The following is a 26,031-nucleotide window of genomic DNA, read 5'->3' as shown; positions in this document are numbered from 1 at the left end:
CGCGCCCCAGAACCGTTCTTCGAGCCTTCCCCGCGTTGGGGCGGGCTCCAAACTAAGAGGCTTCTTCGCCCATGGCGACGGAACATCACGGCACGGTCGAGTCGACCGAGGCCCCCCACGGGCAGGAAAGCGGCGGGCTTCCCCAGCTGCAGTTCCAGCACTGGGGCGGCCAGATCGTCTGGCTCGTGCTCATCTTCGCCGTTCTCTACGCGGTGCTGTCCAAGGCGCTCCTGCCTCGGGTCAGCGGCGCGATCGAGACCCGCGGGGCCAAGATCGCCGGCGACATCGCCGACGCCCGTCGTCTGAAGGACGAAGCCGAGGTGCAGGCCCGCGCGGCCGCCGCCGAGGTGGCCGAGGCTCGCGCCAAGGCCCAGAAGACCGCGGCGGACGCCAAGGCCAAGGCTTCGGCCGAGGCCGCCGAGCGTCAGGCGAAGGAAGAGGCCGTGCTGGCCGAGAAGCTGGCCGCCGCCGAAGGCCGCATCCAGGCCGCCCGCGACGAGGCCATGGGCCACGTCCGCACGGTGGCCTCGGAAACGGCCGGCGCCATTGTCGAGAAGCTGACGGGCAAGGCGGCTTCGGCCGCCGAGCTCAAGGCCTCGCTGGCCTAAGGAGACGACGATGGAACACGAAGCCCTCTTCGATCTCGCCAACCCCGAGCTGTGGGTCCTGATCGGCCTGGCCCTGTTCATCGGCCTGCTGGTCGTGCTCAAGGTCCTGCCCGGCGCCCTGTTCAAGGCGCTGGACGCCCACGCCGAGAAGATCCAGGCTGAACTCGACGAGGCTCACCAGCTGCGGGAAGAGGCCCAGGCCCTGCTCGCCGAGGTGAAGGCTCAACGGGACGAAGCCGAACGCCAGGCCGCCGGCATGCTGGAAGCCGCCAAGGCCGACGCCGCGCTGATCGCGTCGGAAGCCAAGGCCAAGCTGGAAGAGCAGATCGCCCGCCGCGCCGAAATGGCCGAGCGCAAGATCGCCCAGGCCGAGGCCCAGGCCGCCGCCGACGTCAAGTCGGCCGCTGTCGACCTCGCCGCCCAGGCCGCCGAGCAGATCCTGGTCGCCCGCCTCGCGGCCGGCGCCTCGGACGGTCTCGTCGACGCGGCGATCAGCCAAGTCGGTTCGAAGCTGCAATAGCGGTTTCGGATACGGCGAAAAGACGAAAGGCGCGCTCCGCGAGGGGCGCGTTTTTCTTTTGAAGCCTACTGCGCCGCGACCAACTGCTCGGCGGTCGACAGGTCCACGCTGACCAGCTGGCTGACGCCGCGCTCGGCCATGGTCACGCCGAACAGGCGGTCCATCCGGCTCATGGTCACCGGATTGTGGGTGATGGCGATGAACCGCGTGCGGGTGCGCCGGCGCATCTCGTCCAGCATGTTGCAGTAGCGGTCGACGTTGGCGTCATCCAGCGGCGCGTCGACTTCGTCGAGCACGCAGATCGGGGCCGGATTGGCCAGGAAGACGCCGAAGATCAGGGCGCTGGCGGTCAGGGCCTGCTCGCCGCCGCTCATCAGGCTCATGCTGGCCATGCGCTTGCCGGGCGGGCAGGCGAAGATCTCCAGGCCGGCCTCGAGAGGGTCGTCGCTCTCGATCAGGCGCAGCTCGGCCTGGCCGCCGCCGAACAGGGCCTGGAAGAGGGTCTGGAAGTGGGCGTTGATCACCTCGAAGGCGGCCAGCAGGCGCTCGCGGCCCTCGGCGTTCAGCTCCTCGATGCCGGCCCGCAGCTTGCCCACCGCGCCCGACAGGTCGGCCCGCTCGGTGCGCATGGTCTCCAGGCGCGCGGCGTATTCGTTGGCCTCTTCCTCGGCGCGCAGGTTCACCGGGCCGATGGCGTCGCGCTCGCGTTCGAGCGCGAAGAGGTGGGCTTCCACGCCCGCGGCGTCCTTCGGAACGGCCACGGCCTCGCCGGCCACGTGGCGGCCCAGCTCCTCGGGCTCCATGCGGGCCTGCTCGCGGATGGCCGTGGCCACCTCGGCGAAACGGTCGCGGGCGGCGTCCAGGGTGGCCACCAGGCCGGCGCGCTTCTCGCGGGCCTCCGAGGCGGCCTGCTCGGCGGCGCGGGCGGCGCGGTCGGCGTTGAGGCGGGCGGTCTCGGCGGCCTCTAGGGCGTCCGAGGCCTTGGCCCGGCGGTCCTCGGCGGCGGCGAACTGCTCGACGATCACGACCAGCTTCTCGGCCAGGACGGTCGGCGCCTCGCGGGCGGCCTCCAGGGCGGCGGCGGCCTTGATCCGGTCGGCGTCCAGGCTGGTCTCGCGCTTGGCCGAGGCCTCGCGGCGCTTGGTCCAGTCGGCGTGGTCGCGCTCCAGGCTCTCCAGGCGGCGCTGGCGGCCGGCGGTTTCGCGGGTCTCCTGGTCCAGGGCCGAACGGGCGGCGGCGGCGGCCTCGCGGGCGGCCGTGGCGGCCTGGCGGGCGGCGGTCAGCCGGGGCGCCAGGTCCTCGGCGCTCTCGGTCCCGGCGCTCTCGGCGCGGACGGCGTCCAGGGCCGTCTGCGCCTCGGCGCGCTCGGCCTCGAAGCGGGCGATGGTGTCGTCCAGCGACTGGGCGCGGGCCTCGCGCTGGGCGGCCTCGCGCTCGTAGCGCGCGACCTGCTCGCGGGCCCCGGTCAGCAGGCGCTCGGCTTCGGGCGGACCCCGGCGCTTGTCCCGAAGGGTTTCTTCGGCGACGCGCAGGGCGTCGGCGGCAGTCTTCAGGGCGGCGGTCGCGGCCTCGGCGCGCGGGGCGACCTGGTCGATCTCGGCCTCGACTTCGGCGAGGCGCGTGCGCTGCTCAAGCCGCACGGCGGCGGGCTTGGGGGCGTCGGCCCGGGCCACGAAGCCGTCCCAGCGCCACAGGTCGCCTTCCTTCGAGACCAGCCGCGCGCCCACCGGCAGGCCCTTGGCCAGGCGGTCGCCGTCGGCCCGCTCGACCACGGCCACGTGCGACAGGCGGGCGGCCAGTTCCGGCGGGGCCTTGATCAGCGGGGCCAGCGGCGTCGCGCCGTCGGGCCAGGCGACGGTCTTGGCGTCGGCGCCGGCCCAGAACGAGGCGGCGCGGGGGTCCAGGGCAGCTTCCAGGTCGTCGCCCAGGGCGGCGGCCAGGGCCGCGCCGTAGCCCTTCTCGGGCGTCACCGCGTCCAGGGCCGGCGAGAAGCCGCTCTTGGCGCGCGGGGCGGTCAGCTGGGCCAGGCCCCGGGCCTCGGTGCGCAGGCGGCCCAGCTGGTCCTCGACCTTGCGGGCCAGGTCGCGCGACTGGGCCTCGGCCTGGGCGGCCTTCACGCGGACGGCCTCGGCGTCTTCAAGAGCCTGCCGGGCTGACGCCAGGCCTGCCTCGGCGTTGGCGAAGCGCTGGCGGGCCTCGGCGGCGGCCGGGTCGACCACGGGGCCGACGGCGGCGCGTTCGGCCTTGGCCTGGTCCAGGGCGCGGACGGTGCGGGCCAGGCGGCTCTCCGCCTCCTGCAGGCGCTGGGCGGCGGCGCGGGCCCGGGCGTCCTCGGCGGCGGCGCGGGCGGCCAGCTGTTCGACCTCGGCGTCGGCTTTCGCCCGATTGTCCTCGGCGGCCTTGGCGGCGGCGGCCAACTCGGGACCCCGGGCGGGCGCGGCGGCGATCTGGGCGCGCAGCTCGACCAGTTCGGCGTCGGCGCGGGCCAGGGCCTGGACGGCGTCCTGCAGGCCCTGCGCCTCGCGGGCCCGGTCGTCGTCGATGCGGGTCAGGTCGGCCGACAGCCGCTCGAACTCAGCCTGGGCGGCCTCGGCCTCGCGCTCGGCGCGGTCCTTCTGGATGGCCAGCTGGCCCAGGATCGCCTGGGCGATCGAGGCCTCCTCGCGTAGCGGCGGCATGGCGGTCTCGGCCGCCAGGATCGCGGTCTGGGCCGTGGCGGCGGCGCGGGCGGTCTCCTCGACGGCGCGGGCGGCCTGGGTGGTCTCGGACTGGGTGCGCTCCAGCGTGTCGCGCGCCTCGGTCCAGCGGGCGTAGAGTACGGCCCCCTGCACGGCGCGGATCTCGGCGGACAGGCGCTTGTACTTCTCGGCCTGGCGGGCCTCGCGACGCAGCCGGCCCAGGGCCGTCTCCAGTTCGCGCGCCACGTCCTCCAGGCGCGAGAGATTGGCCTCGGCGGCCCGCAGGCGCAGCTCGGCCTCGTGGCGGCGGGTGTGCAGGCCCGAGACCCCGGCCGCCTCTTCCAGGATGCGGCGGCGGTTCTGCGGCTTGGCGCCGATCAGCTCGCTGATCTGGCCCTGGCGGACCAGGGCCGGCGAGTTGGCGCCGGTCGAGGCGTCGGCGAACAGCAGCTGGACGTCGCGGGCCCGCACCTCGCGGCCGTTGATGCGGTAGGTCGAGCCCTCGCCCCGGTCGATGCGGCGCACGACCTCCAGGGTCGGGTCGTCATTGAACTGGGCGGGCGCGGTGCGGTCGCTGTTGTCGATCGTCAGGGTGACGTCGGCGTGGTTGCGGGCGGGGCGGTTGCCGCTGCCGGCGAAGATCACGTCGTCCATGCCGCCCGCGCGCATGGCTTTCGCCGAATTGGCGCCCATCACCCAGCGCAGGGCTTCCAGCAGGTTGGACTTGCCACAGCCGTTGGGCCCGACGATGCCCGTCAGGCCGGGCTCGATCCGGAACTCGGTCGGTTCGACGAAGGATTTGAATCCCGAAAGGCGCAGGCGCTGGAATTGCACGGCGCGCGCCCGCCTCTCAGCCCTTGGCCGGCTTCGCGGCCGACTTGGGGGCGGCGGCGGGCTTGGGACCCGCCTTGGGCGTCGCCTTGGCGATGGCGGCGGCGAAGATCTCGATCGGCTGGCCGCCCTCGATCCGCTCGCCGTTGACGAAGAAGGTCGGGGTCACCTCGATCTGGTCGCGCTCGCCGGCCTTGGTGATGCGGGCGTTGACGACCTCCAGGGCCTTCTTGTCCTCCAGGGCGGCGGTGAACTGGGCCTCGGTCAGGCCGAAGCTCTTGCCGATCTTCAGCAGCCCGCCCCACAGGTCCTCGCTCTCGAAGATGGCGGTCTGCTGCCTGAAGATCGCGTCGATGACCTCGAAATAGCGGGCCGGGCCCACCCGCCGGGCCAGCAGATAGCCGGCGGCGGCGAACTCGTAGGGCTGGGTCAGGTATTCGCGGAACACGTACCGGACCTTGCCGGTGTCGATGAACTGCTTCTTGAAGGCCGGGAACACGTCGTTGTTCCAGTGGGCGCAGTGCGAGCACGACAGCGAGGCGTACTCCACCACCTGCACCGGGGCCTTGGGCGAACCCAGGCCCATGTCGCCCTCGGCGGGCGGCAGGGGCGCGGCGCGCGCGACCGTCGGCATGGCGATGACCGCCACGCCCGAAGCCGCCCAGCCCAGGGCCGGGAGGCCCGTTCCGATCAGGGCGCGCCGGCTCAGGATCATTTCGCGGCGGCCTCGGCCTGGTCGATCAGGGTGCTCAGCTGCTCCAGGGTCTGCTCGCCGCCGTCGTCGCCGCCGGCCTTCTTGCCGTTGACGATGAAGGTCGGGGTGCCGGTGATCTTGTCTTCCTTGGCGGTGCGCTCGACGCGATCGTTCAGCGCCTTGAGGGCCTTCTCGTCGTTGACGCAGGCGTTGAACTGGGCCTCGTTCAGGCCCGCCGCCTGCGCCACGCCCTGCAGTTCGCCGCGGATGTCGCCGCTCTGGTAGATGCGCTCCTGGGCGCGGTACAGGGCGTCGACGACCTGGAAGTATTTGTCCTTGCCGGCGCAGCGGGCGATCAGGAAGCCGGCGGCGGCCAGGCGCGGATCGCCGGTCAGGGACTCGCGGGCCACGTAGTGGACGCGGCCGGTGTCGATGTACTTGGCCTTGAAGGCGGGGAAGACGTCGGCGTTCCAGCGGGCGCAGTGCGGGCACGCGGTCGAGGCGTACTCGACGACCGTGACCTTGGCGTTGGCGTTGCCCAGCGACATGTCGTCGGCGGTCACGGCCGCCTTCTTGTCGCAGCCGGCGAGCGTGGCGCCCAGTGTGGCGGAGAGGGCGGCGACGGTCAGGAGCCGGCGGGTCAACGGACGCATGTGATCTTCCCTGGAAGAGGCGTGAACAGTGAAGTTAAGCGCGATTCTTTAGTCGCGTGAAAAGGGCGCGGATAAGGCGAGGCATCAGCCTATCGGACGCGTGGTTGTCAATCCAGAGACGCCGCTCAGCGCGGGTCGCGCAGCACGCCGCGGCCCAGCTTCAACAGGGCGTCCTTCAGGCCGCCCTCGGGCTGGTCGGCCAGGCTGTCGGCCAGGTCGCGCTCCTGGGCGGCGTCCAGCGGCGGCTTCCTGCGGGGGCGGGCGGCGACGGGGGCGGCCTGGACCTTCACCGGGCCCTGGACGATGCGCAGCTTGGTCACCGCGCCCTTGCCCAGCAGGAGGTCCAGGCGCTGGGTGATCTGCGGGGCCTGGTGCTGGATCAGCGAGGCCACGGGGCCGTCGACCCGCAGCTCCAGGGTGCCGCCGTCGCCGGTGCGGCTCTTGATGACCCGGACGGGCTCGGTGCGCCGGGCCAGGGTCTCGCCGACGATCTCCTTCCAGCGGGCCTGCAGGACGCCCGGGCCCTGGCCGAACTTCTCGTCCAGCTTCTTGATCAGCGGGGCCAGCGACTTGCCGGCCGGGGGCGGCGGACGCACCTGCGGACGCGTGCGGCGGCGCTTGAGGATCTCGAGGGCTTCTTCCGCGGTGGGCAGGGGGCGACGGCGCATGGGTTCAGGTTAGCAGAGATAGCCAGGGCCACGATGCAAACATGATGCAAAAAGTTGTCATCCCGGAAGCCTCGCAGAGGCTGTCCGGGACCCAGGGGACTGGGCGAAGGCGGTGCGGCTGCCCTGCGGCTGTCCTGGGTCCCGGACAAGCGCTGCGCGCTTTCCGGGATGACAACGACAGAGGGGTTTTGCATAGCTCGTCCCATGCTCGACATCCCCGCCCTCCGCGCCGCCCTGCTGGCCTGGTACGACGCCCAGGCGCGCGACCTGCCCTGGCGCACCGGCCCGGCGGCGGGCAAGGCCGGGCGGCGCTCCGACCCGTACAGGGTCTGGCTGTCGGAGGTGATGCTGCAGCAGACCACCGTGCCGCACGCCACGCCCTATTTCCTGAGCTTCACCCGGCGCTGGCCCACCGTGTCGGACCTGGCGGCGGTGGAGGACGGCGAGCTGATGGCCGCCTGGGCCGGCCTCGGCTACTACGCCCGGGCCCGCAACCTGCTGGCCTGCGCCCGGGCCGTGGCCGCCGATCACGGCGGGGTCTTCCCCGACACGGAGGAGGGGCTGCGCGCCCTGCCGGGCGTGGGCGCCTACACCGCCGCCGCCGTGGCCGCCATCGCCTTCGACCGCGAGGCCAACGTCGTCGACGGCAATGTCGAGCGGGTGATGGCCCGGCTGTTCGCGGTGGAGGAGCCCGTTCCCGACGTCAAGCCGGAGCTGAAGCGGCTGGCGGGCCAGCTGGTCACCAACGAGCGTCCCGGCGACTGGGCCCAGGCCCTGATGGACCTGGGGGCCACGGTCTGCCGGCCCAAGGGGCCGCTGTGCGACCGCTGCCCGATCTCGGCCTGGTGCGAGGGCCTCAAGACCGGCGCGCCCGAGACCTATCCGCGCAAGACCCGGAAGGCCGACCGCCCGCGCCGGCACGGCGTGGCCTATGTCCTGACGCGCGGCGACGCGGTCGCTCTGGTCCGCCGCCCGCCCAAGGGCCTCCTGGGCGGCATGCTGGGCCTGCCGACCAGCGATTGGCGCGATCGTCCGTGGACGGACGTGGAAGCCGCCGAGGCCGCTCCAAGCTCCGGCGTCTGGCGCGACGTCGGGGTGGTGGAGCACGTCTTCACCCACTTCGCCCTGACCCTGTGGGTGCTGCGGGCCGAGAGCAACGGCGCCGAGCTCGTGGAGGGCGACGTCGTCTGGACCCCGCGCGAAGGCCTGTCGGCCCTGCCCAGCGTGTTCTTGAAAGCCGCGCGGGCCGCCGATCGATTGCTCTGATCGGGCGAGTTTCGGCGAGGGACAACTTCCGGCTTTGGTGGCAAGCTCGCGCCCATCACGAGCCGAGGAGCCCGTCCATGGCCATCAACACCGTCATCGACCTCTCGCACCACAACGCCAGCCCGAACTTTGTCCAGGCCGCCGCCGGCGGGATCACGGGCGTGCTGCACAAGGCCACCGAGGGGCTGGGCTTCGTCGATCCCGACTACGCGGTCCGGCGGACCGCCGCTCAGGCCGCGGGCCTGATGTGGGGCGCCTATCACTTCGGGACCGGCGACGATCCCGTCGCCCAGGCCGATCACTTCCTGCAGACGGTCGGGCCGGACAACGCCGGCATGCTGCTGGTCCTGGATTTCGAGCAGAACCCGAACGGCTCCAGCATGAACCTGGACCAGGCCCGGGCCTTCGTCACGCGGATCAGCGACCAGGCCGGCCGTTGGCCCGGGCTCTATTCGGGCAACTACGTCAAGGAGCTGCTGGGGAACGAGAAGGACCCGGTGCTGTCCCTGTGCTGGTTCTGGCTGGCCCAGTACGGCTCGGCCGCGGTCGTGCCGCCCAACTGGTCGGGCTGGACGCTGTGGCAGTACACGGACGGGGTCAACGGGCCGCAGCCGCACGCTGCGCCGGGGATCGGTCCTTGCGATCGCGACCAGTATTTCGGCGGGGCCGACGCCCTTCGGGTGTTCTGGCTGAACGGGGGCGCCTAAACGCTCGGCGCCCTCCGGCGAAAGGGATACGGCGGCTGCGGTAAACCCCCGATGGGCGCGGGATCGGCGGCCTCCTAGCCTGACGCTCCAAACAGCGTTGGGCGTGGTCGGCATGCCGGAAATCCAAGACGTTCGACGCCGGCGTTTCCACCGGCTGGCCGGGGCGGGCCTCCTGGCCGCGATGCTGCCCACCGCGTCCCGCGCCAACACGCTGGTGGGCGGTTGGATCACCATCAAGATTCCGCCGCCGCCCGACGTGGCGGCCAAGCTCAAGAACTTGACGGCCAGGGTCGATGCGCGCCAGCCGTTGATGGAAACCAGCAATGAGCGGCCGATCCGGAAATACCGGGAATTTCTTGACCAGCTGGCGGCGAAGAACCTGTCGCAGATGGATCAGCTCAAGGCGGTCAACACCTATGTCAACGCGAACGTCGCCAGGAGGAAGGACGGGCCGGAAGACGTGTGGGCCGAGGCGTACACGACCCTGAAGGAGGGCGGCGATTGCGAGGACATCGCCCTGGTCAAGCGCTGGGGGCTGAAGCGGCTGAAATACGCGCGCGAGAACCTGTTCCTGGTCATGGGCATGACCCTGCTGACCCGCCCGCCCGAAGGCCACGCCCTGCTGGCCGTGCGCCTGTCCGACAAGGTCTTCCAGGTCATGTACAACCTTGTGTACTCGATCGAGGACGCGACGAGCCTGCGCTATTTCGAGCCCGCCTACGCCGTCAACGAGTTCGGCTTCTGGCGGGTCGACAGGGTCGACCACGTCGGCGGCGACTATTGGCAGGAGGCCTATCTGCGCGCGGTGAAGCGCCAGGGAGGAAAGGCCTGAGCGGCGGCTAGTTCATCCCCGCGCGCACCTGCGAGCGCAGGACGTCGATCGGGGCCAGGCCCTTGTCGGTCTTGAAGTGCCAGTAAGTCCAGCCGTTGCAGGCCGGGGCCGACTGCACCAGGGCGCCGACCTTGTGGATCGAGCCCGACAGGTCGCCGACGGTGATCGAGCCGTCGGCCCGCACCTTGGCGGCGTGCGAGCCCTTCGAGCAGAACAGGGTGTCGCCCGGGTTCAGCAGGCCGGCCTCGACGATCGTGCCGAACGGCACGCGCGGCTCGGCGCGCTTCGAACCCATCACGTCCAGGTCCTGCGGCGCGATCGGAACGACCTTGGCGATGCGCTCCTTGGCGTGGGCGATGTACTCGGCCTCGCGCTCGATGCCGACGAACTTGCGGCCCAGGCGCTTGGCGGCGGCGCCGGTGGTGCCCACGCCGAAGAACGGATCCAGGATCACGTCGCCCGGCTTCGTCGTCGACAGGATGACGCGATAGAGCAGCGCCTCCGGCTTCTGGGTCGGGTGGGCCTTGTTGCCGTCGGCGCCCTTGATGCGCTCCTCGCCGGTGCACAGCGGGATGGTCCAGTCCGAGCGCATCTGCACTTCGTCGTTGGCCATCTTCAGGGCGTCGTAGTTGAAGGTGTAGCGCTTGGCGCCTTGGCTCTTGGAGGCCCAGATCAGGGTCTCGTGGGCGTTGGCGAAGCGGGTGCCCTTGAAGTTGGGCATCGGGTTGGACTTGCGCCAGATCACGTCGTTCAGGATCCAGAAGCCCAGGTCCTGCACGGCCACGCCGACGCGGAAGATGTTGTGGTAGCTGCCGATCACCCAGATCGCGCCGTCGTCCTTCAGCACCCGGCGGGCGGCCTTCAGCCATTCGCGGGTGAACTTGTCGTAGGCGGCGAAGCTCTCGAACTGGTCCCAGTGGTCGTCGACGGCGTCGACCTTGGAATTGTCGGGACGCAGCAGGTCGCCGCCCAGCTGCAGATTGTAGGGCGGATCGGCGAAGATCAGGTCCACGGACTTCTCGGGCAGGGCGTTCATCGCCTCGATGCAGTCGCCCTGGATGATGGTTTCAGGCCCGAAGGACATGTCCGCTTCCCGTCAAAAACACTGAGCGGAATCATGAGTCTAGCTAGTAAATAGTGTGTTGAGGGACGTGGTTACCCGCTTGTTAACCCAGCCTTTGGTTGTGGATTTGAGTCTGGCCGGACTCAAGCTCTTGATTGAATTCAAGAACATTCTCGCCGTCATCCTCGGACTTGTTCCGAGGACCCCTCGTTCAGCTATGTTGCCGACGGCCGAGGAGAGCGCCGCTGCTGCGCCCCAGCTTGCATGGACAGGGGGGGCGGACACAGGGGTCCTCGGAACAAGTCCGAGGATGACGGGCGAAAGGATGGCGGAGAAGGGCCCTACCCCTCCAACCCGTCCTCGAACGCCGCGCCGTCCAGCAGATCCCCCGCCAGGGCCAGCTTGACCGGCGCCCAGCTCATCCGGTGGATCGGCGAGGGGCCCAGGCGGCGCAGGCCCTCGACGTGGATCGCGGCGTGGTAGCCCTTGTGGCCGGCGAAGCCGTAGCCGGGATAGACGCCGTCCATCTCGACCATGATCCGGTCGCGGGCCTCCTTGGCCAGGATCGAGGCGGCGGCGATCGAGCACGACAGGCTGTCGCCCTTGACCACCGTCTTGACCTCGCAGGGCAGGGGGAAGCGGTAGTTGCCGTCGACCAGGGCAAAGCTGGGCGTCACCCCCAGGCCCTCGACCGCGCGCCGCATGGCCAGGCCGGCGGCGTGCAGGATGTTCAGTTCCTCGATCTCCTCGACGCTGGCCAGGCCCACGCACCAGGCGACCGCCACCGACTTGATCTCGATCTCCAGCGCCGCGCGCGCCTTGGCGGTCAGCTTCTTGGAGTCGTTGAGGCCGGCGGGGATGCGCGTCGGGTCCAGGATCACCGCCGCGGCGCTGACCGGCCCGGCCCACGGCCCGCGCCCGGCCTCGTCCACGCCGCACACGTGGCCGGGGCCGCAGGCGGCCTCCAGCATCATGTCGGGGCCGGTTCGGGCGAGGGCGGAGGACTTGGTCACGCCCCGCTCATAATCCGTTTCGGGCGGTCGCGAAAAGGTCCGACGTCTACAGCGCCGCGTTGACGACCGGCGGGGCGTTGCCGCGCAGGCCCCGGGCGTCGAGATAGTCGAGCAGGGCCGCCGGGCGGTTGGTCTGGATGACGCTGACGCCGTCGTCGATCAGCCGCCGCCAGGTGTGGCGTCCGTCGGCCGCCGCCCCGCCGGCCCAGGCCCGGGCCCAGACGCCCTTCAGTCCCTTGCGGGCCAGGGCGTTGCTCCACAGCCGCACCCGCGCCAGCCGCGCCTGGGCCCGCACCGCCTTGAACTCCGAGCGCCGCAGGTCGCACAGCTCGATGGCCGGGACGCGGTTCTCGGCCAGCACCTGCAGGGCGGCGATCCCGGCTGGATCGCCCAGGGCGCGCCCGCCCACGGCCCCGACCATCGGCATGAAGGCCAGGCTGCGATAGGGCGGCAGGTCGGCCATGGGCGCGGCGCCGGCCTCGGGCCGCGCCTTGACCAGCACCTGGCCGGCGGTCTCGCTGGCCAGGACGACCTGGGCCACCTGCTCGGCGATCGGCTCCTTGACGTCCAGATTGATCAGGATGCGGCCCTGGGCCCGGGCCAGGAACGCCTCGAGGGTAGGCGGCGCCTCGGTCGGCCCGCCGCCCGGCGCGTCCAGGCGCAGCGCCTGGACCTGGGCCAGGGTCAGGTCGGACACCCGGCCGCGGCCGTTCGTGGTGCGGTCGACGGTGGGGTCGTGCATCAGCACCAGCGCCCCGTCGGCCGTGCGGCGGATGTCGATCTCGACCATGTCGACGCCCAGGGCCACGCAGCGGTCCAGCGCCGCCAGCGAGTTCTCCGGCACGGCCTTGGGCATGCCGCGCGAGGGCGCGGGGGCGTGGCAGGCCCGGTGCGCCACCACCAGCACCCCGTCCGACCAGTCGTAGAGACGGTCGCGCAGGTCGTCGGCCGGCTGAGCCACAACCGGTCCGGCCGTGGCGGCGACCAGCGTCGCCGTGAGCGCCGCGAGGCGTCGGGATGTGAAACGGGCAAGGCGCATGGTGAAGCTCCCCACTGCGCCCGAATGGCTGATTCCCGCAACAGTGGAGCGTCGGAAGGCTGACAGGACCGTGACGAGAGTCTCGGCGTCCTTCCCTCCTCCTCGTGGGGAGGGTGGCTCTGGCGGAACCAGGGTCGGGTGGGGTTTGATGCGCCAGCAGGCCCCACCCACCAGCTTCGCTGGTCCCCCCTCCCCATAAAGGGGAGGGAAAAGCGATGTCCCTACCGCGCCAGCTTGCGGCATTCCTCGTGGCGGAAGCAGCCGACGAGGTGGTCGTTGACCAGGCCCGTGGCCTGCATGAAGGCGTAGACGATCACCGGGCCGCAATATTTGAAGCCCTTGGCCTTCAGCATCTTGGCCATGTCGACGGCCAGGGGCGTCTGGGCCGGGACGTCGCCGCCCTGCCAGTGGTTCTGCACCGGCTTGCCGCCCGTCATGCCCCACAGCAGCTCGGAGAAGTCCTCGCCCCGCTCGCGCATGTCGCAATAGATCCGGGCCCCGGCGATCGTCGCGTCGATCTTGCCGTTCGAGCGGATGATGCCGGCGTCGGCCATCAGCCGGGCGCGGTCGGCGTCGCCGAAGCGGGCCACCCTGTCCGGATCGAAATTGGCGAAGGCGGCGCGGAAGGCCTCGCGCTTGCGCAGGATGGTGATCCACGACAGCCCGGCCTGGAACCCGTCCAGCACCAGCTTCTCCCACAGGGCGCGGGAGTCGTACTCCGGCACGCCCCATTCGGTGTCGTGATAGGCCTCGTAGAACGGGTCCCCGTTCATGCCGCGCCAGGTGCAGCGATGGATCTCGGTCATGGGGCGGAGCTTGGCCCGATCATATGGAACTTTTCAAGAACAAATCCGCGCTTCGTCACTCTCGGACATAGTAGGCCGTCGAGCCGGTCTCGGGCATGGCCACCGTCACGCCCCGCACCTTGCCGAAGGCGTCGCGGCGGAACTCGAAGGTGAAGACGTAGAGGCCCGACTGCGCGAACTGGGCGGGGCCCAGGGTCAGCAGCGGCGCGGGCTTGTCCTGGCCGGGCAGGGTCATCTCGACGCCGTCGCCGGCCACGGTGAACTTCAGGGCGTCGTATTCGAAGCTGTCGGCCAGGGCCCGGCGGACGTCCATCGGCACGGCGGGGTCGAGGCGGTAGTCGCCGGCCAGGTCGGCCGCGGGCGGCAGGCGGGGCTTGATCGTGCGCAGCGGCGGGTGGGCGCCCTGGCCCACGGCGTCGGAGAAGGCGTTGCGCACCTCGGCGATCAGGGCCAGGCCGTTGGCGCCGTTGGTCAGGATCACGAAGCCGTCGCCGGTCTCGGGATAGCCCTCCAGGAAAGCCAGGTAGCTTTCGTTGGCGCCCAGGTGGAAGAAGTAGCGGCCGGGTCCGGCCCCGCCCAGGCGCGGCCCCAGGCCGAACGGGCCGGGCGATACCTCGGTCAGCATGGCGGTCGCCAGGGGCTGGGGCAGGAAGTCCGAACGTCCCTGGTAGCTTTCGATCAGGCCGCCGACCAGCCGGCCCAGGTCGTTGGCGCTGGTCCACAGGCCCGAGGCCCCGGCCTCGGCGAAGCTTTCCCAGCCGCGCGGCGCGGCCCGGACGACGCCGTCGCCGCCATGCGCCTTGGCGATGTTGCCCTGCGCGGCCGACTGGGGGCCCTCGAAGGTGCTGCGGGTCATGCCCAGGGGGCCGAACACTTGCGTTCGCGCCAAGGCGGCCAGCGGCTGGCCCGTGGCGTCCTCGATCGTCGCCTGCTCCACGGTGACGCCGCCGCCCGAATAGTCGCTGACCCGGCCGGGGGCGGTCTTGAACCGCACGGCCTCGTTCTTGGCCGGCTTCCGGCCGTCCAGCACCTGGACCAGGGTCGGCAGCGGCTCGGCGGGCTGGTAGTCGGCGAAGCCGTGCACGCCCAGGCCCGAGGTGTGGGACATCAGCATGCGCAGGCTGACCGCCGGGTCCGGGACCGCGTCCGAGGCGGGCAGTTTCCAGCGTTTCAGGTAGTCGTCGACATCGCGGTCCAGGTCCAGCCGGCCGGCGACCGCCAGGCGCAGGGTGGTCGTGGCGGTCGCCACCTTGCTGATCGATCCCACCGAGAACAGGGTGTCGGCGTCGACCCTGTCGGCGGTGCCGGCTTCGCGCAGGCCATAGCCGGCGACGGCCACGACCTTGCCGTCGCGGACCACCGCGATGGCCACGCCCGGCACCTTGTGGAAGGCCATGCGCTCGGCCAGCGACCAGCCCGGCGGCGCCTGGCCGGCCGCCAGCACGCTGGGGCGCAGGCCGTGGTCGAGGGGAGAGAGCGGAGCGGTCGGCGCGGCCTGGGCCCCGGCCGCCAGGAAAAGGGCGCAGCCGCCCAGGATCACGCCGACCAGCCGCTTCATCCGCCGCTCCCAACCTCACGTTGTCGGGAGAGTGACCGGACGACGGCGTTCGCTCAATGCGAATGAATCTTAAAAATCGTCCATGGTCGCGGGGGTCAGGCCGCGGGCAGCCAGTCCGGCCGGTCCACGGTCACCGCGCGGCCGTCCGCCGTCAGGTCCGCGCCTTCGATGCGGTCCAGGCGCAGCAGGGCCATGGCCCGGCCGTCGCGGCCCGACAGCACCTCGCCGGCCCGGAGCTCGCCAGCCAGCACCTCGGTCCCGAAGGCGGGGGCGGGGCCGTCGAAGACGATGGGCAGCATGCGGTTCTTGATCGTGCCGCGCCGCTTCATGCGGCTGGTGGTCTCCTGGCCGACGAAGCAGCCCTTCTTGAAGTCGATGCCGTTCAGCAGGTCGAAGTCGGCCTCGATGGGGTAGGTCTTGTCGGTCCCCCAGTCGGCGGGGCCGGGAACGCCCAGGGCCAGGCGGTGGGCCTCGTAGTCGTCCTCCGTGGCGGTGGTCGCCTGGTCCTCGGCGTAGAGACGCGAGCCCAGGGCGGGCAGGCGCGGGTCCGGGAAACCGCCCGCCGCGGGCCAGGCCGCGAACACGCCAAGCGGGCTGGCCGCCAGCTCCACCTTGGCCCGCAGCTTGTACATCGTCAGGCGCGTCAGGATGGCGTCGCGGTGCTCGGCCGCCACGTCCAGCAGCAGGCCGTCCTCCACGCCCGCCACGAACAGGTCGTAGAGCAGACGGCCCTGCGGGGTCAGCAGGCCGGAGAAGCGCAGTTCGCTGGACGCCAAGGTCTCGACCTCCTGGCTCAGCAGGCCGTTGAGGAAGCTGCGGGCGTCGGGGCCCGAGACGGCGATGACGGCCCGCGAGGGCAAGGCGGCGATCTGGTTCACCCCGCCGATATAGGCCCCGGCTCTGGTCCCCGCCAGCGTTCGAGCCTTTGGGCGCGATTGGAGCTTTGAATTTCGGTTGTCATCCCGGACAGCCTCTGGAGGCTTCCGGGATGACAACGGTTGGGGGCGACGGAACGCGGCCGCTACGCCTTGCCGATGGCGTCCACCTGGTGGGTCAGGCTGATGCGGTCCAGCGACTGGAAGGGCAGCTGCATGAAGGTCTCGATCCGCCGCTCCAGCCCGCCCAGCATGCGGGCGTAGACCAGGGCGATCTCGACCGGATCCTCCTCGGCCCGCAGCGGGTCCTCGCAGGCCCAGTGGGCGGTGACCGGCTGGCCGGGCCATTCGGGCATGGGCTCGCCGCGCGCGGTGTCGCTGAGGGTGAAGACGAAATCCATCGGCTCGGCCTTGGCGAAGGCCCTGTACGACTGGGGTTTCAGGTCCGAGGCGTCGTAGCCGGCCCGGGCCAGGGCGCGCAGGGCCACGGGGTCGGCCTTGTCGCCCGGCGCCACGCCGGCGCTGAAGGCGACGAAGCGTCCGGCGCCCTTCTGGTTCATGATCGCCTCGGCGATGATGCTGCGGGCGGTGTCGCGCCGCGACAGAAAGAGAACGCGATACGGAGAGATGCTGGTCATCGAGGTCCGCTCCGGTGTCCGGTGCGGGGCATCCTGGCGCCGTTTCGTGACGATCCGGCGTCGGCCCTGACCTCTCCCGGGCGCCGCCAAAGAACGGAAAGCTGAGCCGTTATCGAGGGATGCGCCGACTCGCGACCCGCCTTATACAAGGACGGATGACACAGCGGGCCTTCCCGATTCTCTTCATCACCGCCACGCGGATCGGCGACGCCGTGCTGTCGTCCGGCCTGATCCGCTTCCTGGCCGACCAGATTCCCAACGCCCGCTTCACCATCGTCTCCGGGCCGTTGGCCGCGCCGCTGTTCGCCCATGTGCCCGGCCTGGACCGGGTGATCGTCATGGAGAAGGGCAAGGGCAAGGGGCACTGGTTCAAGCTGTGGAACCAGGTGCGCCACAAGAAGTGGGGCCTGGTCGTCGACCTGCGCGGCAGCGGCACGGCCCTGTTCCTGCGCCGCGAGAAGCGGGCGATCTGGAAGAAGTCGCCCGACGTCCTGCACAAGGTGATCGACGCCGCCCGCGTGCTGAAGCTGGAGGGCGACCCGCCCGCCCCGCACCTCTACATCACCCCCGAGGTCCAGGCCCTGGCCGACCAACTGCTGGCCACGCGCCGGGGCGAGCCGGAAGGGCCGATCCTGGCCGTGGGCCCGGCTTCGAACTGGGTGGGCAAGATCTGGCCGATCGAGCGCTTCGCCCAGACGGCCCAGCAGCTCTTGGGGCCCGGCGGTCCGCTGGAAGGCGGGCGGCTGATGATCCTGGGCGGTCCGGGCGACGAGCGGATGGTCGAGGAGCTGCGCATGGCCTCGGCCCGCGGCCGCTACATCGACCTGACCGGCAAGGTGGACCTCCTGACCGCCTATGCGGCCCTGAAGCGGGCGGACCTGTTCATCGGCAACGACAGCGGCCTGATGCACATCGCCGCCGCCGCGGGCATTCCCACGATCGGCCTGTTCGGCCCCTCGGACGAGCGCCGCTACGGCCCATGGGGACCGTGGACCAAGGCCGTGCGCGGCCCGCGCAGCTTCGAGCAGTTCCTGGCCGTGGACCCCGACCTGTCCCAGGCCATCCGCCACATGAGCGACCTGCCGGTCACCACGGTGGTCAAGGCGGCCAAGGCCCTCCTGGCCGAGGTGAAGGCGGCCAAGGAGGCGGCGTCCGTCGAGGAACCGGCCGAGGCGCCGATCGAAGCCACGCCCGAGGACGCCGGCCTGGAGCCGGAGCTGCAGCCGGTGCTGGAGGATGTGGCGGAGCCCGAGGTCGACACGCCGGTTCTCGAGGACGCGGCTCCTAGCTCCGCTCATGCCGACGAAGGTCGCGACCCCGGCTGACCCGGGATCGGTTCAGTCGAAACAGATTTCCGGGCCGGACGTCTTCCCGCCCTCGACCCGGGCGTAGCAGCCCGGATAGTACGCCGTCGGCTGGCAATGTCCGATGACCGCCGTGCCCACCGGCGTCGCCGGGCCTTGAACCGAGTCGAACAGGCAGCCGCCTTGGCAATCGTTCTTGCCGCTGCAGACCTTTCCCGCGTCGGCGTAGTCATGCTGGCAGATCGGGTATCCGAAGGCCGCCCGACTTTCGTAGCCGCCGCCCGCCCGACACGACGCGGCCTCGGCCCTGGGGAGGGCGGCGGGCACGTGGCCCCCGCAGCTGGTCGACAGCAGACCGGCGGCCAGGGCGAGCATCGGGAGCAGGATGCGCTTCATCTCCCGAGGATGGGCGAGCTTGGCCATGGAGGCAACGCCGACCTCCTTGCTTCGCCGGTCGCACTTGGCGCCCTCACGCCCGTCACCCTCGGAACACCTCCACGGATGACGGGCATATGGGGCGGCTCTCAGATTTTCCCCAGCCCGTCCATGATCGCCGTCAGCGCGATCACCGTCTGGCCCTCCATGGCGCTGTGCCCGGCGTTGGTCAGCACGTAGGTCTCCGGCTTGACCCCCACGCCCGCCAGCGCCTCCACCAGCCGCGAGGCCTGGGTCAGGGGGCAGACCTGGTCGAAGCGGCCGTGGACGATGTGGATCGGCAGGCCGGCGATCTTGTCGACGTTCCGCGCGATGTAGTCGGGCTCCAGGAACAGGTCCCGGGCGAAGAAGTGGGCCTCGATCTGCGCGAAGCACAGGGCGAAGTCGGCCTCGCCGAACTTGCCCGGGTCGCCCTGCTCGGGGATCATGTTCGAGATCGCGCCCTCCCAGACCGACCAGGCCAGGGCCGCGCGCAGCTGCGCCTGCTTGTCGGCCTCGGCCGTGGGGCGGCCATCGAAGATCGCCTTGTAGGCCCCCATCACGTCGCCGCGCTTCTCCGGCGGGATGACCTCGACGAAGGCCTTCCATTCGTCGGGATAGGTCACGTAGGCGCCGGGTTCGCTGAGGGCGTAGGGCGTCTTGTCGAACACCGCGGCGTTGCCCTGGTACATGTAGAGCAGGTCCTCGCGCGTCCCCAGGAAGATGCCGCGCAGGATCAGCGAGGCCACGTGCTCGGGATGGCGGATGGCGTAGACCAGGGCCAGGGTGCTGCCCCAGCTGCCGCCGAACACGTGCATCCGGCCGGTGATTCCCAGGGCGTCGCGCAGGCGGTTGATGTCGGCCACCAGGTGGTCGGTGTCGTTCTTCTGCAGCGCCACCGCCGGGCCGTGCGAGGCCACGGTGGGCGCGCTCTTCCCGCAGCCGCGCTGGTCGAACAGGATCACGCGATAGCGCTTGGGATCGAAGAACCGCGACATCACCGGCGCGCAGGCCCCGCCCGGACCGCCGTGCAGGAACATCACCGGCTCGCCGTGAAGCGCGCCGTATTCCTCCCAGTAGAGGGTGTGGTCGGGGCCGCTGTCGACCTGCAGCATGCCGGTCCGGTTCGGCGCGCCTTGCGGATACTTCCACTCGTCCGTGACCTTGCTGGCGGTCTGGAGTCGGGAAAAGTCCATGGGAGCCTCGTCGCGTTGAAAAGATTGACGGGACGTGCGCTCGTCGCGCGCGGGGGTCAATGTCGATATTTGGTCTTGCGGCGGCTGGGGCAGGCTCCTAGACCGCCTCAAACCCCTCCCCAGCACTCGGCAGGAGCCGCTCCATGACCCAGACCTTCGACCTGATCGTGCGCGGCGGCGAGGTGGTCAATCACGCGGGGCGGGGCTTCACCGACATCGGCGTGCGCAACGGCAAGATCGTCGCCATCGGCGACCTCTCGCAAGCCAGCGCCGGCGAGGTGTTCGACGCCACGGGCCTGACCGTCCTGCCGGGGGTGATCGACAGCCAGGTCCACTTCCGCGAGCCGGGCCTGGAGTGGAAGGAAGACCTGGAGAGCGGCTCGCGCGGCGCGGCCCTGGGCGGCGTGGTCGCGGTCTTCGAGATGCCCAACACCGAGCCGACCACCACCGACCCCGACGCCCTGGCCGACAAGCTGGCCCGCGCCAAGGGCCGCATGCACACCGACCATGCCTTCTATGTCGGCGGCACCCACGAGAACGCGACGTTCCTGGGCGAGCTGGAGCGCCTGCCGGGCTGCTGCGGCATCAAGGTGTTCATGGGCGCCTCGACCGGCACCCTGCTTGTGCAGGACGACGCCGGCGTCGAGAACGTGCTGCGCCACGTCAACCGCCGCGCCGCCTTCCACTCCGAGGACGAGTACCGCCTGGCCGAGCGCCGCGCCCTGGCCCGTCCGGGCGACTGGACCAGCCACCCGGAGGTCCGCGACGCCCAGGCCGCCATGCAGTCGACCGAGCGCCTGGTCCGCATCGCGAAAAGCCTGGGCAAGCGCATCCACGTGCTGCACGTCACGACGCACCAGGAGATCGACTTCCTGGCCAAGCACAAGGACGTCGCCAGCGTCGAGGTCACGCCCCAGCACCTGACCTTGGTGGCCCCCGAGGCCTATGAGCGCCTGAAGGGCTTCGCCCAGATGAACCCGCCGATCCGCTCGGCCGAGCACGTGGCCGGGGTCTGGCGCGGCATCGAGACCGGCATCGCCGACGTCCTGGGCAGCGACCACGCCCCCCACACCCGCGAGGAGAAGGCCCGGCCCTATCCGGCCTCGCCCTCGGGCATGCCCGGCGTCCAGACCCTGGTGCCGATCATGCTGACCCATGTCGCGAACGGCCGCCTGACTCTGGAGCGCTTCGTCGACCTGACCAGCCACGGCGTGAACCGCATCTTCGGCCTGGCCGACAAGGGCCGCATCGCCGAGGGCTTCGACGCCGACTTCACCATCGTCGACATGAAGGCCAAGCGGACCATCACCCACGACTGGATGGCCACCCGCTCGGGCTGGACCCCGTTCGACGGCTTCGAGGCCAAGGCCTGGCCGGTGGCGACCATCGTGCGCGGGACCGTGGTCATGCGCGACGACGAGATCGTGGCGGAAGGGACGGGCGCGCCGGTGCGGTTCCTGGAGACGCTGGCGAGCTAGGCTCACACCCACTTGCCCCCACCTGACCGCTTCGCGGTCTGTCCGTCCCCGTAGGGGGCGGAGCCTTCGCGCTCGGCGCGGCTCTTCCCCCTATGGGGGAAGACGGTCGCGAAGCGACCCGTAGGGGGCAAGTGTTCGCCGCATTGCCCTCGACTTTTTTCCTCGCCCCCTGTCGAATCCGCCCCGCCTCGCGCGTCTATCGCCGAGGGCGCGGGTCGCGCGCCGATGGAGGGTCCGATGAAGTACCTGCTGCTGATCTATTCCTCGGAAGCCGACTGGGCTCGACCGGAGGGCCAGGCCGCCCTGCCGGACATCGTCGCGCGGCACGAGGTGTTGCAGGGCGAGCTGCGGGCCAGCGGCATGGATTGGTCGGCGGCGCGCCTGGCCAACACTCCGGCCGCCCGCACGATCACCACCAACGCCGACGGCCAGATCGTCCACGACGGGCCGTTCGCCGAGACCAAGGAGCAGCTGGCCGGCTTCTACCTGATCGACGCGCCCGACATGGCCGCCGCCGAGGCCTGGGCGCGCAAGATCCCGCACATCCCCGGCGGCAAGGTCGAGGTCCGCGCGATCGCCCATAGTCCGGACTGAACCGGCCCTCGAAAATAATTCGAAAGGGCGAATGTCGAGTCCGATGAGGGGCCTGCGTCTCTGGTGCATGATCGGCGGCGCGTGGCCGGCCCGGTCGTCAAGGAGAACAGACCCATGCAATACGCTCTGGTGATCTACGAGGACGAGGCCCTGTACGGCGAGGAGAACACCCCGGCCTGGCGCGAGATCTTCGCCCAGCACGAGGCCTTCGCCGGCGAGCTGGCGCAGAAGGGGGTGCTGCGCGGCGGCGCGGGCCTGAAGCCCACAGCCACCGCCACCACCGTGCGCCGCGTGGCCGGCCAGTGCTCGCTGCATGACGGGCCCTACGCCGAGAGCAAGGAGCAGCTGGGCGGCTTCTACGTGATCGAGGCCCCCGACCTGGACGCCGCCCTGGCCTGGGCCCGCAAGCTGCCGATGCAGGGCGACGGCTCGGTCGAGGTGCGGCCGATCATCGACGGGACCACCTGAGCCCCCATGGCCAGGAGCCTCCTCGATCAGGCGGCGCGGGCGCACGGCGGGCGGGTGATCGCCGCCCTGGCCGCCAAGTTCCGCGACCTGGACCTGGCCGAGGAGGCCTTCGCCGAGGCCTGCCTGAACGCGGCCCAGGCCTGGCCGAAAGACGGCGAGCCGCGCGACCCCGCCGCCTGGCTCTACAGCGTCGCCCAGCGGCGGGCGCTGGACATGCTGCGGCGGCGCGGCGTGCGGACCCGGCTGGTTCCGGATCCGCCGCCCCAGCCCCCCAGCGCGGAGGACGTCATGGTCGACGATGCGCGCCTGATCCCCGACGAGCGGCTGCGGCTGATCTTCGTCTGCTGCCACCCGGCCGTGGCTCCCGACGCCCGCGCGGCCCTGACCCTGCGCCTGGTCTGCGGCCTGTCCACCCAGGAGATCGCCCGGGCCTTCCTGGTGCCTGAGCCGACCCTGGCCCAGCGCCTGGTGCGGGCCAAGCGCAAGATCGCCCAGGCCGGCATCGCCTTCGAGGTGCCCGGCCCGGAGGCCTGGCCCGAGCGGATCGGGGCGGTGCTGTCGACCCTGGAGATCGCCTACGCCAAGGCCCACGAGGACGCGGCCGGGGCGGGCCAGCACGCCGGCTACGCCCAGGAGATGCTGGACCTGACCGCGGTGCTGGCCGACCTGCTGCCCGACGAGCCCGAGTGCCTGGCCTTCGCCGCCCTGGTCCGCTACGCCGAGGCCCGCCGTCCGGCCCGGCTGGACGACACCGGGGCGATGACGCCGCTGTCCGAACAGGACCCGGCCCTGTGGCGGCGGCCGCTGATCGTCGACGCCGAAAAGCTGCTGCGCCGCGCCGCCGGCCGACGGCGGCCCGGTCCGCGCCAGCTGCAGGCGGCCATCCACGCGGCCTGGTGCGCGCGCGCCGACCTGGACGAGCCGCCGCCCTGGCCGACGGTGCTGGCGCTCTACGACGCCCTGCTGCGCTGGCGCGACGACGCGGTGGTGCGGCTGAACCGCGCCGTGGCGGTGGCCGAGGTCTCGGGCCCGGCCCTGGCCCTGGCCGAGGTCGACTGGCTGGACTCCACCGCCTTCCGCGACTTCGGCCCCTTCCACGCGGTGCGCGCCGACCTGCTGGCGCGGCTGGGGCGGAGCGGCGAGGCGCTGGAGGCCTACGACCGCGCCCTGGCCCTGGGCCCGGCCCCGGCCGAGCGGCTGTGGCTGGAGCGTAGAAGGGGAGATGCCTTGAATTTCCCTCTCTCATAGAGAGAGGGAGGGCCCGCCGCGAAGCGGTGGGAGGGTGAGAGGTTACAGTCTCTCGGAACCAAGCTCTGAAGAAGACGCACTGCAGCGGTTGTGATGGTCTGTGCGGCCTTTTTGGGAGTGCTCAACGGCCTTGGATTTACCGGCCAGCGGTGAAACCTCTCACCCTCCCACCGACTATCGGCGGCGGGCCCCTCCCTCTCTCTCAGAGAGAGGGATTCCGCAAGCTCATCGACTCAAAGGGTGGGATTGCCACCCGCTCCACCGTGGTTAACACTTCGACTCATGGATGGGACGTCAGAGACCCACGCACCGTTCCGCGACGCCCGCTACGCGCCCCCGGCGCTGGAGGTCGAGCGACGCGGCGACGTCCTGATCCTCAAGAACCCCACCCCCTATTCCCGCACCGTCCAGACCGTGACCGCGCCCCTGGCCCGCTGGGCTTCGCAGGCGCCGCACCGCGTCTGGCTGGCCGAGCGGCCAGGGCCGGGCGCCCAGGGCTGGCGGACGGTGACCTACGCCGAGGCCGCCGACCAGGCCGCCCGGCTGGCCGGCGGTTTGTCTCGGCTGGGCCTCGCGCGCGGCAAGCCGCTGCTGATCCTGGCCCGCAACGGCGTCGACCACGCCCTGATCGGCTACGCCGCCATGAGCCTGGGCGCGCCGATCGCTCCGGTCTCGCCGCAGTACGGGCTGAAGGGCGCGGACCTCACCCGCCTGGCCTTCGCGGTCGAGCGGCTGAAGCCGGCGGCGGTCTATGTCGACGACGCCGAGGCCTTCGCCGACGCCCTGGCCGCGCCGTTCCTGGAGGGGCTGCCGGTGGTGGCCAGCCGCAACGCGCGCGAGGGCGACACGACGTTCGACGTCCTGGCCGCCGGCGACCCCGTCTCGCCCGTCTGCCGGCCGGAAGACACCGCCAAGCTGCTGCTGACCTCCGGCTCGACGGGCCTGCCCAAGGCGGTGATCTGCACCCACGCCAACATCGCCCTGAACGCCGCCCAGATCGCCGCCTGCTACGAGGACCCCGACCCGCCGGTGCTGGTCAATTCCGCGCCCTGGAGCCACAGCCTGGGCGCCAACGCCATCCTGCACATGGTGCTGCACCGGGGCGGGACCCTGTACATCGACGCCGGCCAGCCGGTGACCGGCCGCTTCGACGAGACCGTGCGGAACCTGCGCGAGGTGGCCACGACCTATCACAACATGGTCCCGGCCGGCTGGGGCCTGCTGGTCGGCGAGCTGGAGCGCGACCATGCCCTGGCGACGAAGTTCTTCGAGAAGGTGCGGGTGCTGCAGTACGGCGGAGCGTCGATGGCCCAGTCGATCCTCGACCGGGTCCAGGCCGTGGCCCTGCGCACGATCGGCTGCCGGGTGACCTTCGCCGCCGGCTACGGCGCCACCGAGACCGGCCCGACGGCCTGCAACATCCACTGGCTGAACGCCCGCTCGGGCATGGTGGGCCTGCCCACGCCCGGCACGTCGGTGAAGCTGGTCCCCGTGGCCGACGGTCCGCCCGACAAGTTCGAGATCCGCGTGAAGGGCCCGCAGGTCTCGCCCGGCTACCTCGGCATGGCCGAGGCCTCGGCGGCGGCGTTCGACGAGGACGGCTTCTATCGCCTGGGCGACGCGGCCAAGCTGGCCGACCGGCTGAACCCGTCGGCGGGCCTGGTGTTCGACGGCCGGCTGGTCGAGAACTTCAAGCTGGCCAACGGCACCTTCGTGGTGGCCGGGGCCCTGCGGGTGGCGGCGGTGTCGGCCATCGCCGGGGCGGTGTCGGACGCGGTGGTCTGCGGCGAGGGCCGGGCGGGCGTGGGGCTGATGCTGTTCCTCGACCCCAAGGCGGCCTTGCGGATCGGCGATCCGGCGGCGGTGAAGGCGGCGATCCGCAACGGCCTGGAGCGCCTGAACGGCCTGGCCAAGGGCGGCGGCAAGGTGACCCGCGCCTTGATCCTGGACGGCGCGCCCGACGCGGCGTCCGGCGAGCTGACCGACAAGGGCTACATCAACCAGGCCCTGGCTCGGGAGCGGCGTCCGGCGGAGCTGGAGCGGCTGTTCGCCGAGGAGCCGGACGACGGGGTGATGGTGTTCGGCTGAGGCCATGGACGACTTGGGGGACACACACTCACCCCACGATCGGCGTTTATCTGGCTAGGCCTCGACGTGAGTGTGTGTCCCCTCCTTCAGGCTCAGAGCCCTCACCACCCCCACGCAGATCAGCAACTGCCCGAAATAATACAGCCCCCACACCGCCAGGCCGGTGGCGAAGTTGTCCGGCCAGGGGCCGTTGCGGCCGAAGATGATCAGGTCGGAGACCACGAACATCAGCGCCCCGATCCCGACCCGGAAGCGCGGGAAGCGGCTGAGCCAGGCCGTCGCCGCCATCAGGGCCAGGCCCAGGCTGTAGACCGCCACGCCCGGCGCGCCGGCGCGGTCGGCGGGCAGCAGGAAGGCGATGACCACCACGGCGGGGACCAGCATCACGGCCAGGGCGACCTGGCTCCTCGACGGGCGGGGCCGGCGGTTGCGCAGGTAGAGGCCGATGGCGACCAGGTGTCCGGCCAGGAAGGCCAGGGCCCCCACCGTCAGCCCGGCCGCGCCCAAGAGCACGTCGCCCAGGGCGCCGAAGGCCATGACCAGGGTCAGCAGCCAGCCGTCCAGGCTGCGCACGTTCAGGGCGGCATAGACCGCCAGCAGCCCGACGCCCAGGCCCTTCCAGGTCAGCTCGGCGGCGGGCGACAGAGGAAGGCTCCAGGCCGCCACGTAGCTGACCCCGGCCAGGACCGAGGCGGCCAGGACGGCCTTGGCCAGATTTGATCGAGACATTCAGTTTCCCCGTTGCCGGTCCGCTCTTCGGCGACGCTTCGGCGCGGGCCAGACTGCGACGGA

General features: G+C 71.3%; 24 protein-coding genes and 1 pseudogene. 11 read left to right on the top strand and 14 right to left on the bottom strand.

Annotation, left to right across the window (positions count from 1 at the left end; translation table 11 throughout):
• Positions 1 to 71: 71 nt before the first annotated feature.
• Positions 72 to 608, top strand: a complete 537-nt coding sequence (locus BR39_RS0105660; protein ID WP_029908593.1) for an ATP synthase F0 subunit B' — start codon at positions 72 to 74, stop codon at positions 606 to 608.
• Between the two features lie 10 nt (positions 609 to 618).
• Positions 619 to 1,128 (top strand): F0F1 ATP synthase subunit B, encoded by a 510-nt coding sequence (locus BR39_RS0105655; RefSeq protein WP_029908591.1) that lies wholly within the window; start codon positions 619 to 621, stop codon positions 1,126 to 1,128.
• Positions 1,129 to 1,193: 65 nt separating this feature from the next.
• Here BR39_RS0105655 and smc read toward each other — a convergent pair whose 3' ends face one another.
• The 4 genes from smc to BR39_RS0105635 all read right to left on the bottom strand — a co-directional run bounded on the left by smc (position 1,194) and on the right by BR39_RS0105635 (position 6,652).
• Positions 1,194 to 4,640, bottom strand: coding sequence for a chromosome segregation protein SMC (gene smc / locus BR39_RS0105650; protein ID WP_029908589.1), 3,447 nt, complete (start codon positions 4,638 to 4,640; stop codon positions 1,194 to 1,196).
• 16 nt (positions 4,641 to 4,656) lie between these two features.
• Positions 4,657 to 5,352 (bottom strand): DsbA family protein, encoded by a 696-nt coding sequence (locus BR39_RS0105645; protein WP_029908587.1) that lies wholly within the window; start codon positions 5,350 to 5,352, stop codon positions 4,657 to 4,659.
• The gene (locus BR39_RS0105640; RefSeq protein ID WP_029908585.1) at positions 5,349 to 5,984 is read right to left on the bottom strand and encodes a thioredoxin domain-containing protein; all 636 of its coding nucleotides are present in this window, start codon (positions 5,982 to 5,984) and stop codon (positions 5,349 to 5,351) included. The genes BR39_RS0105645 and BR39_RS0105640 overlap by 4 nt, the downstream gene beginning before the upstream one ends.
• 125 nt (positions 5,985 to 6,109) lie before the next feature.
• Positions 6,110 to 6,652 carry a DUF721 domain-containing protein gene (locus BR39_RS0105635; RefSeq protein ID WP_029908583.1) on the bottom strand — a complete coding sequence of 181 codons (543 nt, stop codon included), beginning with the start codon at positions 6,650 to 6,652 and terminating at the stop codon, positions 6,110 to 6,112.
• A 204-nt stretch (positions 6,653 to 6,856) separates the two neighbouring features.
• Between BR39_RS0105635 and mutY the strand changes: the two genes are divergently transcribed.
• The 3 genes from mutY to BR39_RS0105620 all read left to right on the top strand — a co-directional run bounded on the left by mutY (position 6,857) and on the right by BR39_RS0105620 (position 9,457).
• Positions 6,857 to 7,918, top strand: coding sequence for an A/G-specific adenine glycosylase (gene mutY / locus BR39_RS0105630; protein WP_029908581.1), 1,062 nt, complete (start codon positions 6,857 to 6,859; stop codon positions 7,916 to 7,918).
• 77 nt (positions 7,919 to 7,995) lie between these two features.
• Positions 7,996 to 8,625, top strand: coding sequence for a glycoside hydrolase family 25 protein (locus BR39_RS0105625; protein ID WP_029908579.1), 630 nt, complete (start codon positions 7,996 to 7,998; stop codon positions 8,623 to 8,625).
• Positions 8,626 to 8,737: 112 nt separating this feature from the next.
• Positions 8,738 to 9,457: a transglutaminase-like cysteine peptidase gene (locus BR39_RS0105620; RefSeq protein ID WP_156035595.1), complete on the top strand. Its 720-nt coding sequence runs from the start codon at positions 8,738 to 8,740 to the stop codon at positions 9,455 to 9,457.
• Positions 9,458 to 9,464: 7 nt separating this feature from the next.
• Here the strand turns inward: BR39_RS0105620 and ccrM are convergent, their stop codons facing one another.
• From ccrM to BR39_RS0105585, 7 genes are all read right to left on the bottom strand, one after another.
• Positions 9,465 to 10,541, bottom strand: coding sequence for an adenine-specific DNA-methyltransferase CcrM (gene ccrM / locus BR39_RS0105615; protein ID WP_029908574.1), 1,077 nt, complete (start codon positions 10,539 to 10,541; stop codon positions 9,465 to 9,467).
• Between the two features lie 320 nt (positions 10,542 to 10,861).
• Entirely contained in the window at positions 10,862 to 11,494 is a 633-nt protein-coding gene (locus BR39_RS0105610; RefSeq protein WP_029908572.1) for a ribonuclease HII, read from the bottom strand.
• An 85-nt stretch (positions 11,495 to 11,579) separates the two neighbouring features.
• Entirely contained in the window at positions 11,580 to 12,572 is a 993-nt protein-coding gene (locus BR39_RS0105605) for a glycerophosphodiester phosphodiesterase family protein (RefSeq protein ID WP_231499405.1), read from the bottom strand.
• Between the two features lie 221 nt (positions 12,573 to 12,793).
• The gene (locus BR39_RS0105600) at positions 12,794 to 13,378 is read right to left on the bottom strand and encodes a DNA-3-methyladenine glycosylase I (RefSeq protein WP_029908568.1); all 585 of its coding nucleotides are present in this window, start codon (positions 13,376 to 13,378) and stop codon (positions 12,794 to 12,796) included.
• A 55-nt stretch (positions 13,379 to 13,433) separates the two neighbouring features.
• Positions 13,434 to 14,936, bottom strand: coding sequence for a serine hydrolase (locus tag BR39_RS0105595; RefSeq protein WP_029908566.1), 1,503 nt, complete (start codon positions 14,934 to 14,936; stop codon positions 13,434 to 13,436).
• 95 nt (positions 14,937 to 15,031) lie between these two features.
• Positions 15,032 to 15,814, bottom strand: a complete 783-nt coding sequence (locus BR39_RS0105590) for a folate-binding protein YgfZ (RefSeq protein ID WP_156035594.1) — start codon at positions 15,812 to 15,814, stop codon at positions 15,032 to 15,034.
• 143 nt (positions 15,815 to 15,957) lie between these two features.
• A complete protein-coding gene (locus tag BR39_RS0105585; RefSeq protein ID WP_029908562.1) occupies positions 15,958 to 16,449 on the bottom strand; it encodes a low molecular weight phosphatase family protein in 492 nt (163 codons plus the stop codon).
• A 155-nt stretch (positions 16,450 to 16,604) separates the two neighbouring features.
• Here BR39_RS0105585 and BR39_RS0105580 point away from each other — a divergent pair.
• Positions 16,605 to 17,779: pseudogene (locus BR39_RS0105580) on the top strand (glycosyltransferase family 9 protein); the annotation flags it as partial.
• 7 nt (positions 17,780 to 17,786) lie between these two features.
• On the opposite strand, the gene BR39_RS25670 reads toward BR39_RS0105580, so the two are convergent.
• Positions 17,787 to 18,176: a hypothetical protein gene (locus BR39_RS25670; protein ID WP_051695212.1), complete on the bottom strand. Its 390-nt coding sequence runs from the start codon at positions 18,174 to 18,176 to the stop codon at positions 17,787 to 17,789.
• A 101-nt stretch (positions 18,177 to 18,277) separates the two neighbouring features.
• On the bottom strand, positions 18,278 to 19,363 hold the full coding sequence (pip, locus tag BR39_RS0105570; RefSeq protein WP_029908556.1) for a prolyl aminopeptidase: 1,086 nt from the start codon (positions 19,361 to 19,363) through the stop codon (positions 18,278 to 18,280).
• Between the two features lie 143 nt (positions 19,364 to 19,506).
• Between pip and BR39_RS0105565 the strand changes: the two genes are divergently transcribed.
• The 5 genes from BR39_RS0105565 to BR39_RS0105545 all read left to right on the top strand — a co-directional run bounded on the left by BR39_RS0105565 (position 19,507) and on the right by BR39_RS0105545 (position 25,239).
• Positions 19,507 to 20,841, top strand: a complete 1,335-nt coding sequence (locus BR39_RS0105565) for a dihydroorotase (RefSeq protein WP_029908555.1) — start codon at positions 19,507 to 19,509, stop codon at positions 20,839 to 20,841.
• A 237-nt stretch (positions 20,842 to 21,078) separates the two neighbouring features.
• Complete coding sequence (locus tag BR39_RS0105560; protein WP_029908553.1) at positions 21,079 to 21,435, top strand: YciI family protein; 357 nt, start codon at positions 21,079 to 21,081, stop codon at positions 21,433 to 21,435.
• 114 nt (positions 21,436 to 21,549) lie between these two features.
• Positions 21,550 to 21,903 carry a YciI family protein gene (locus BR39_RS0105555; RefSeq protein ID WP_029908551.1) on the top strand — a complete coding sequence of 118 codons (354 nt, stop codon included), beginning with the start codon at positions 21,550 to 21,552 and terminating at the stop codon, positions 21,901 to 21,903.
• A gap of 6 nt (positions 21,904 to 21,909) precedes the next feature.
• Positions 21,910 to 23,151, top strand: a complete 1,242-nt coding sequence (locus BR39_RS0105550; RefSeq protein WP_029908549.1) for an RNA polymerase sigma factor — start codon at positions 21,910 to 21,912, stop codon at positions 23,149 to 23,151.
• Between the two features lie 282 nt (positions 23,152 to 23,433).
• Positions 23,434 to 25,239: a feruloyl-CoA synthase gene (locus BR39_RS0105545; protein WP_029908547.1), complete on the top strand. Its 1,806-nt coding sequence runs from the start codon at positions 23,434 to 23,436 to the stop codon at positions 25,237 to 25,239.
• Positions 25,240 to 25,293: 54 nt separating this feature from the next.
• Here BR39_RS0105545 and BR39_RS0105540 read toward each other — a convergent pair whose 3' ends face one another.
• Complete coding sequence (locus BR39_RS0105540; protein ID WP_029908545.1) at positions 25,294 to 25,968, bottom strand: lysoplasmalogenase family protein; 675 nt, start codon at positions 25,966 to 25,968, stop codon at positions 25,294 to 25,296.
• Between the last annotated feature and the right edge of the window lie 63 nt (positions 25,969 to 26,031).

The organism is Caulobacter sp. UNC358MFTsu5.1, assembly GCF_000712075.1.
Classification (GTDB): domain Bacteria; phylum Pseudomonadota; class Alphaproteobacteria; order Caulobacterales; family Caulobacteraceae; genus Caulobacter.
This window is presented reverse-complemented; position numbering and strand designations above follow the sequence as displayed.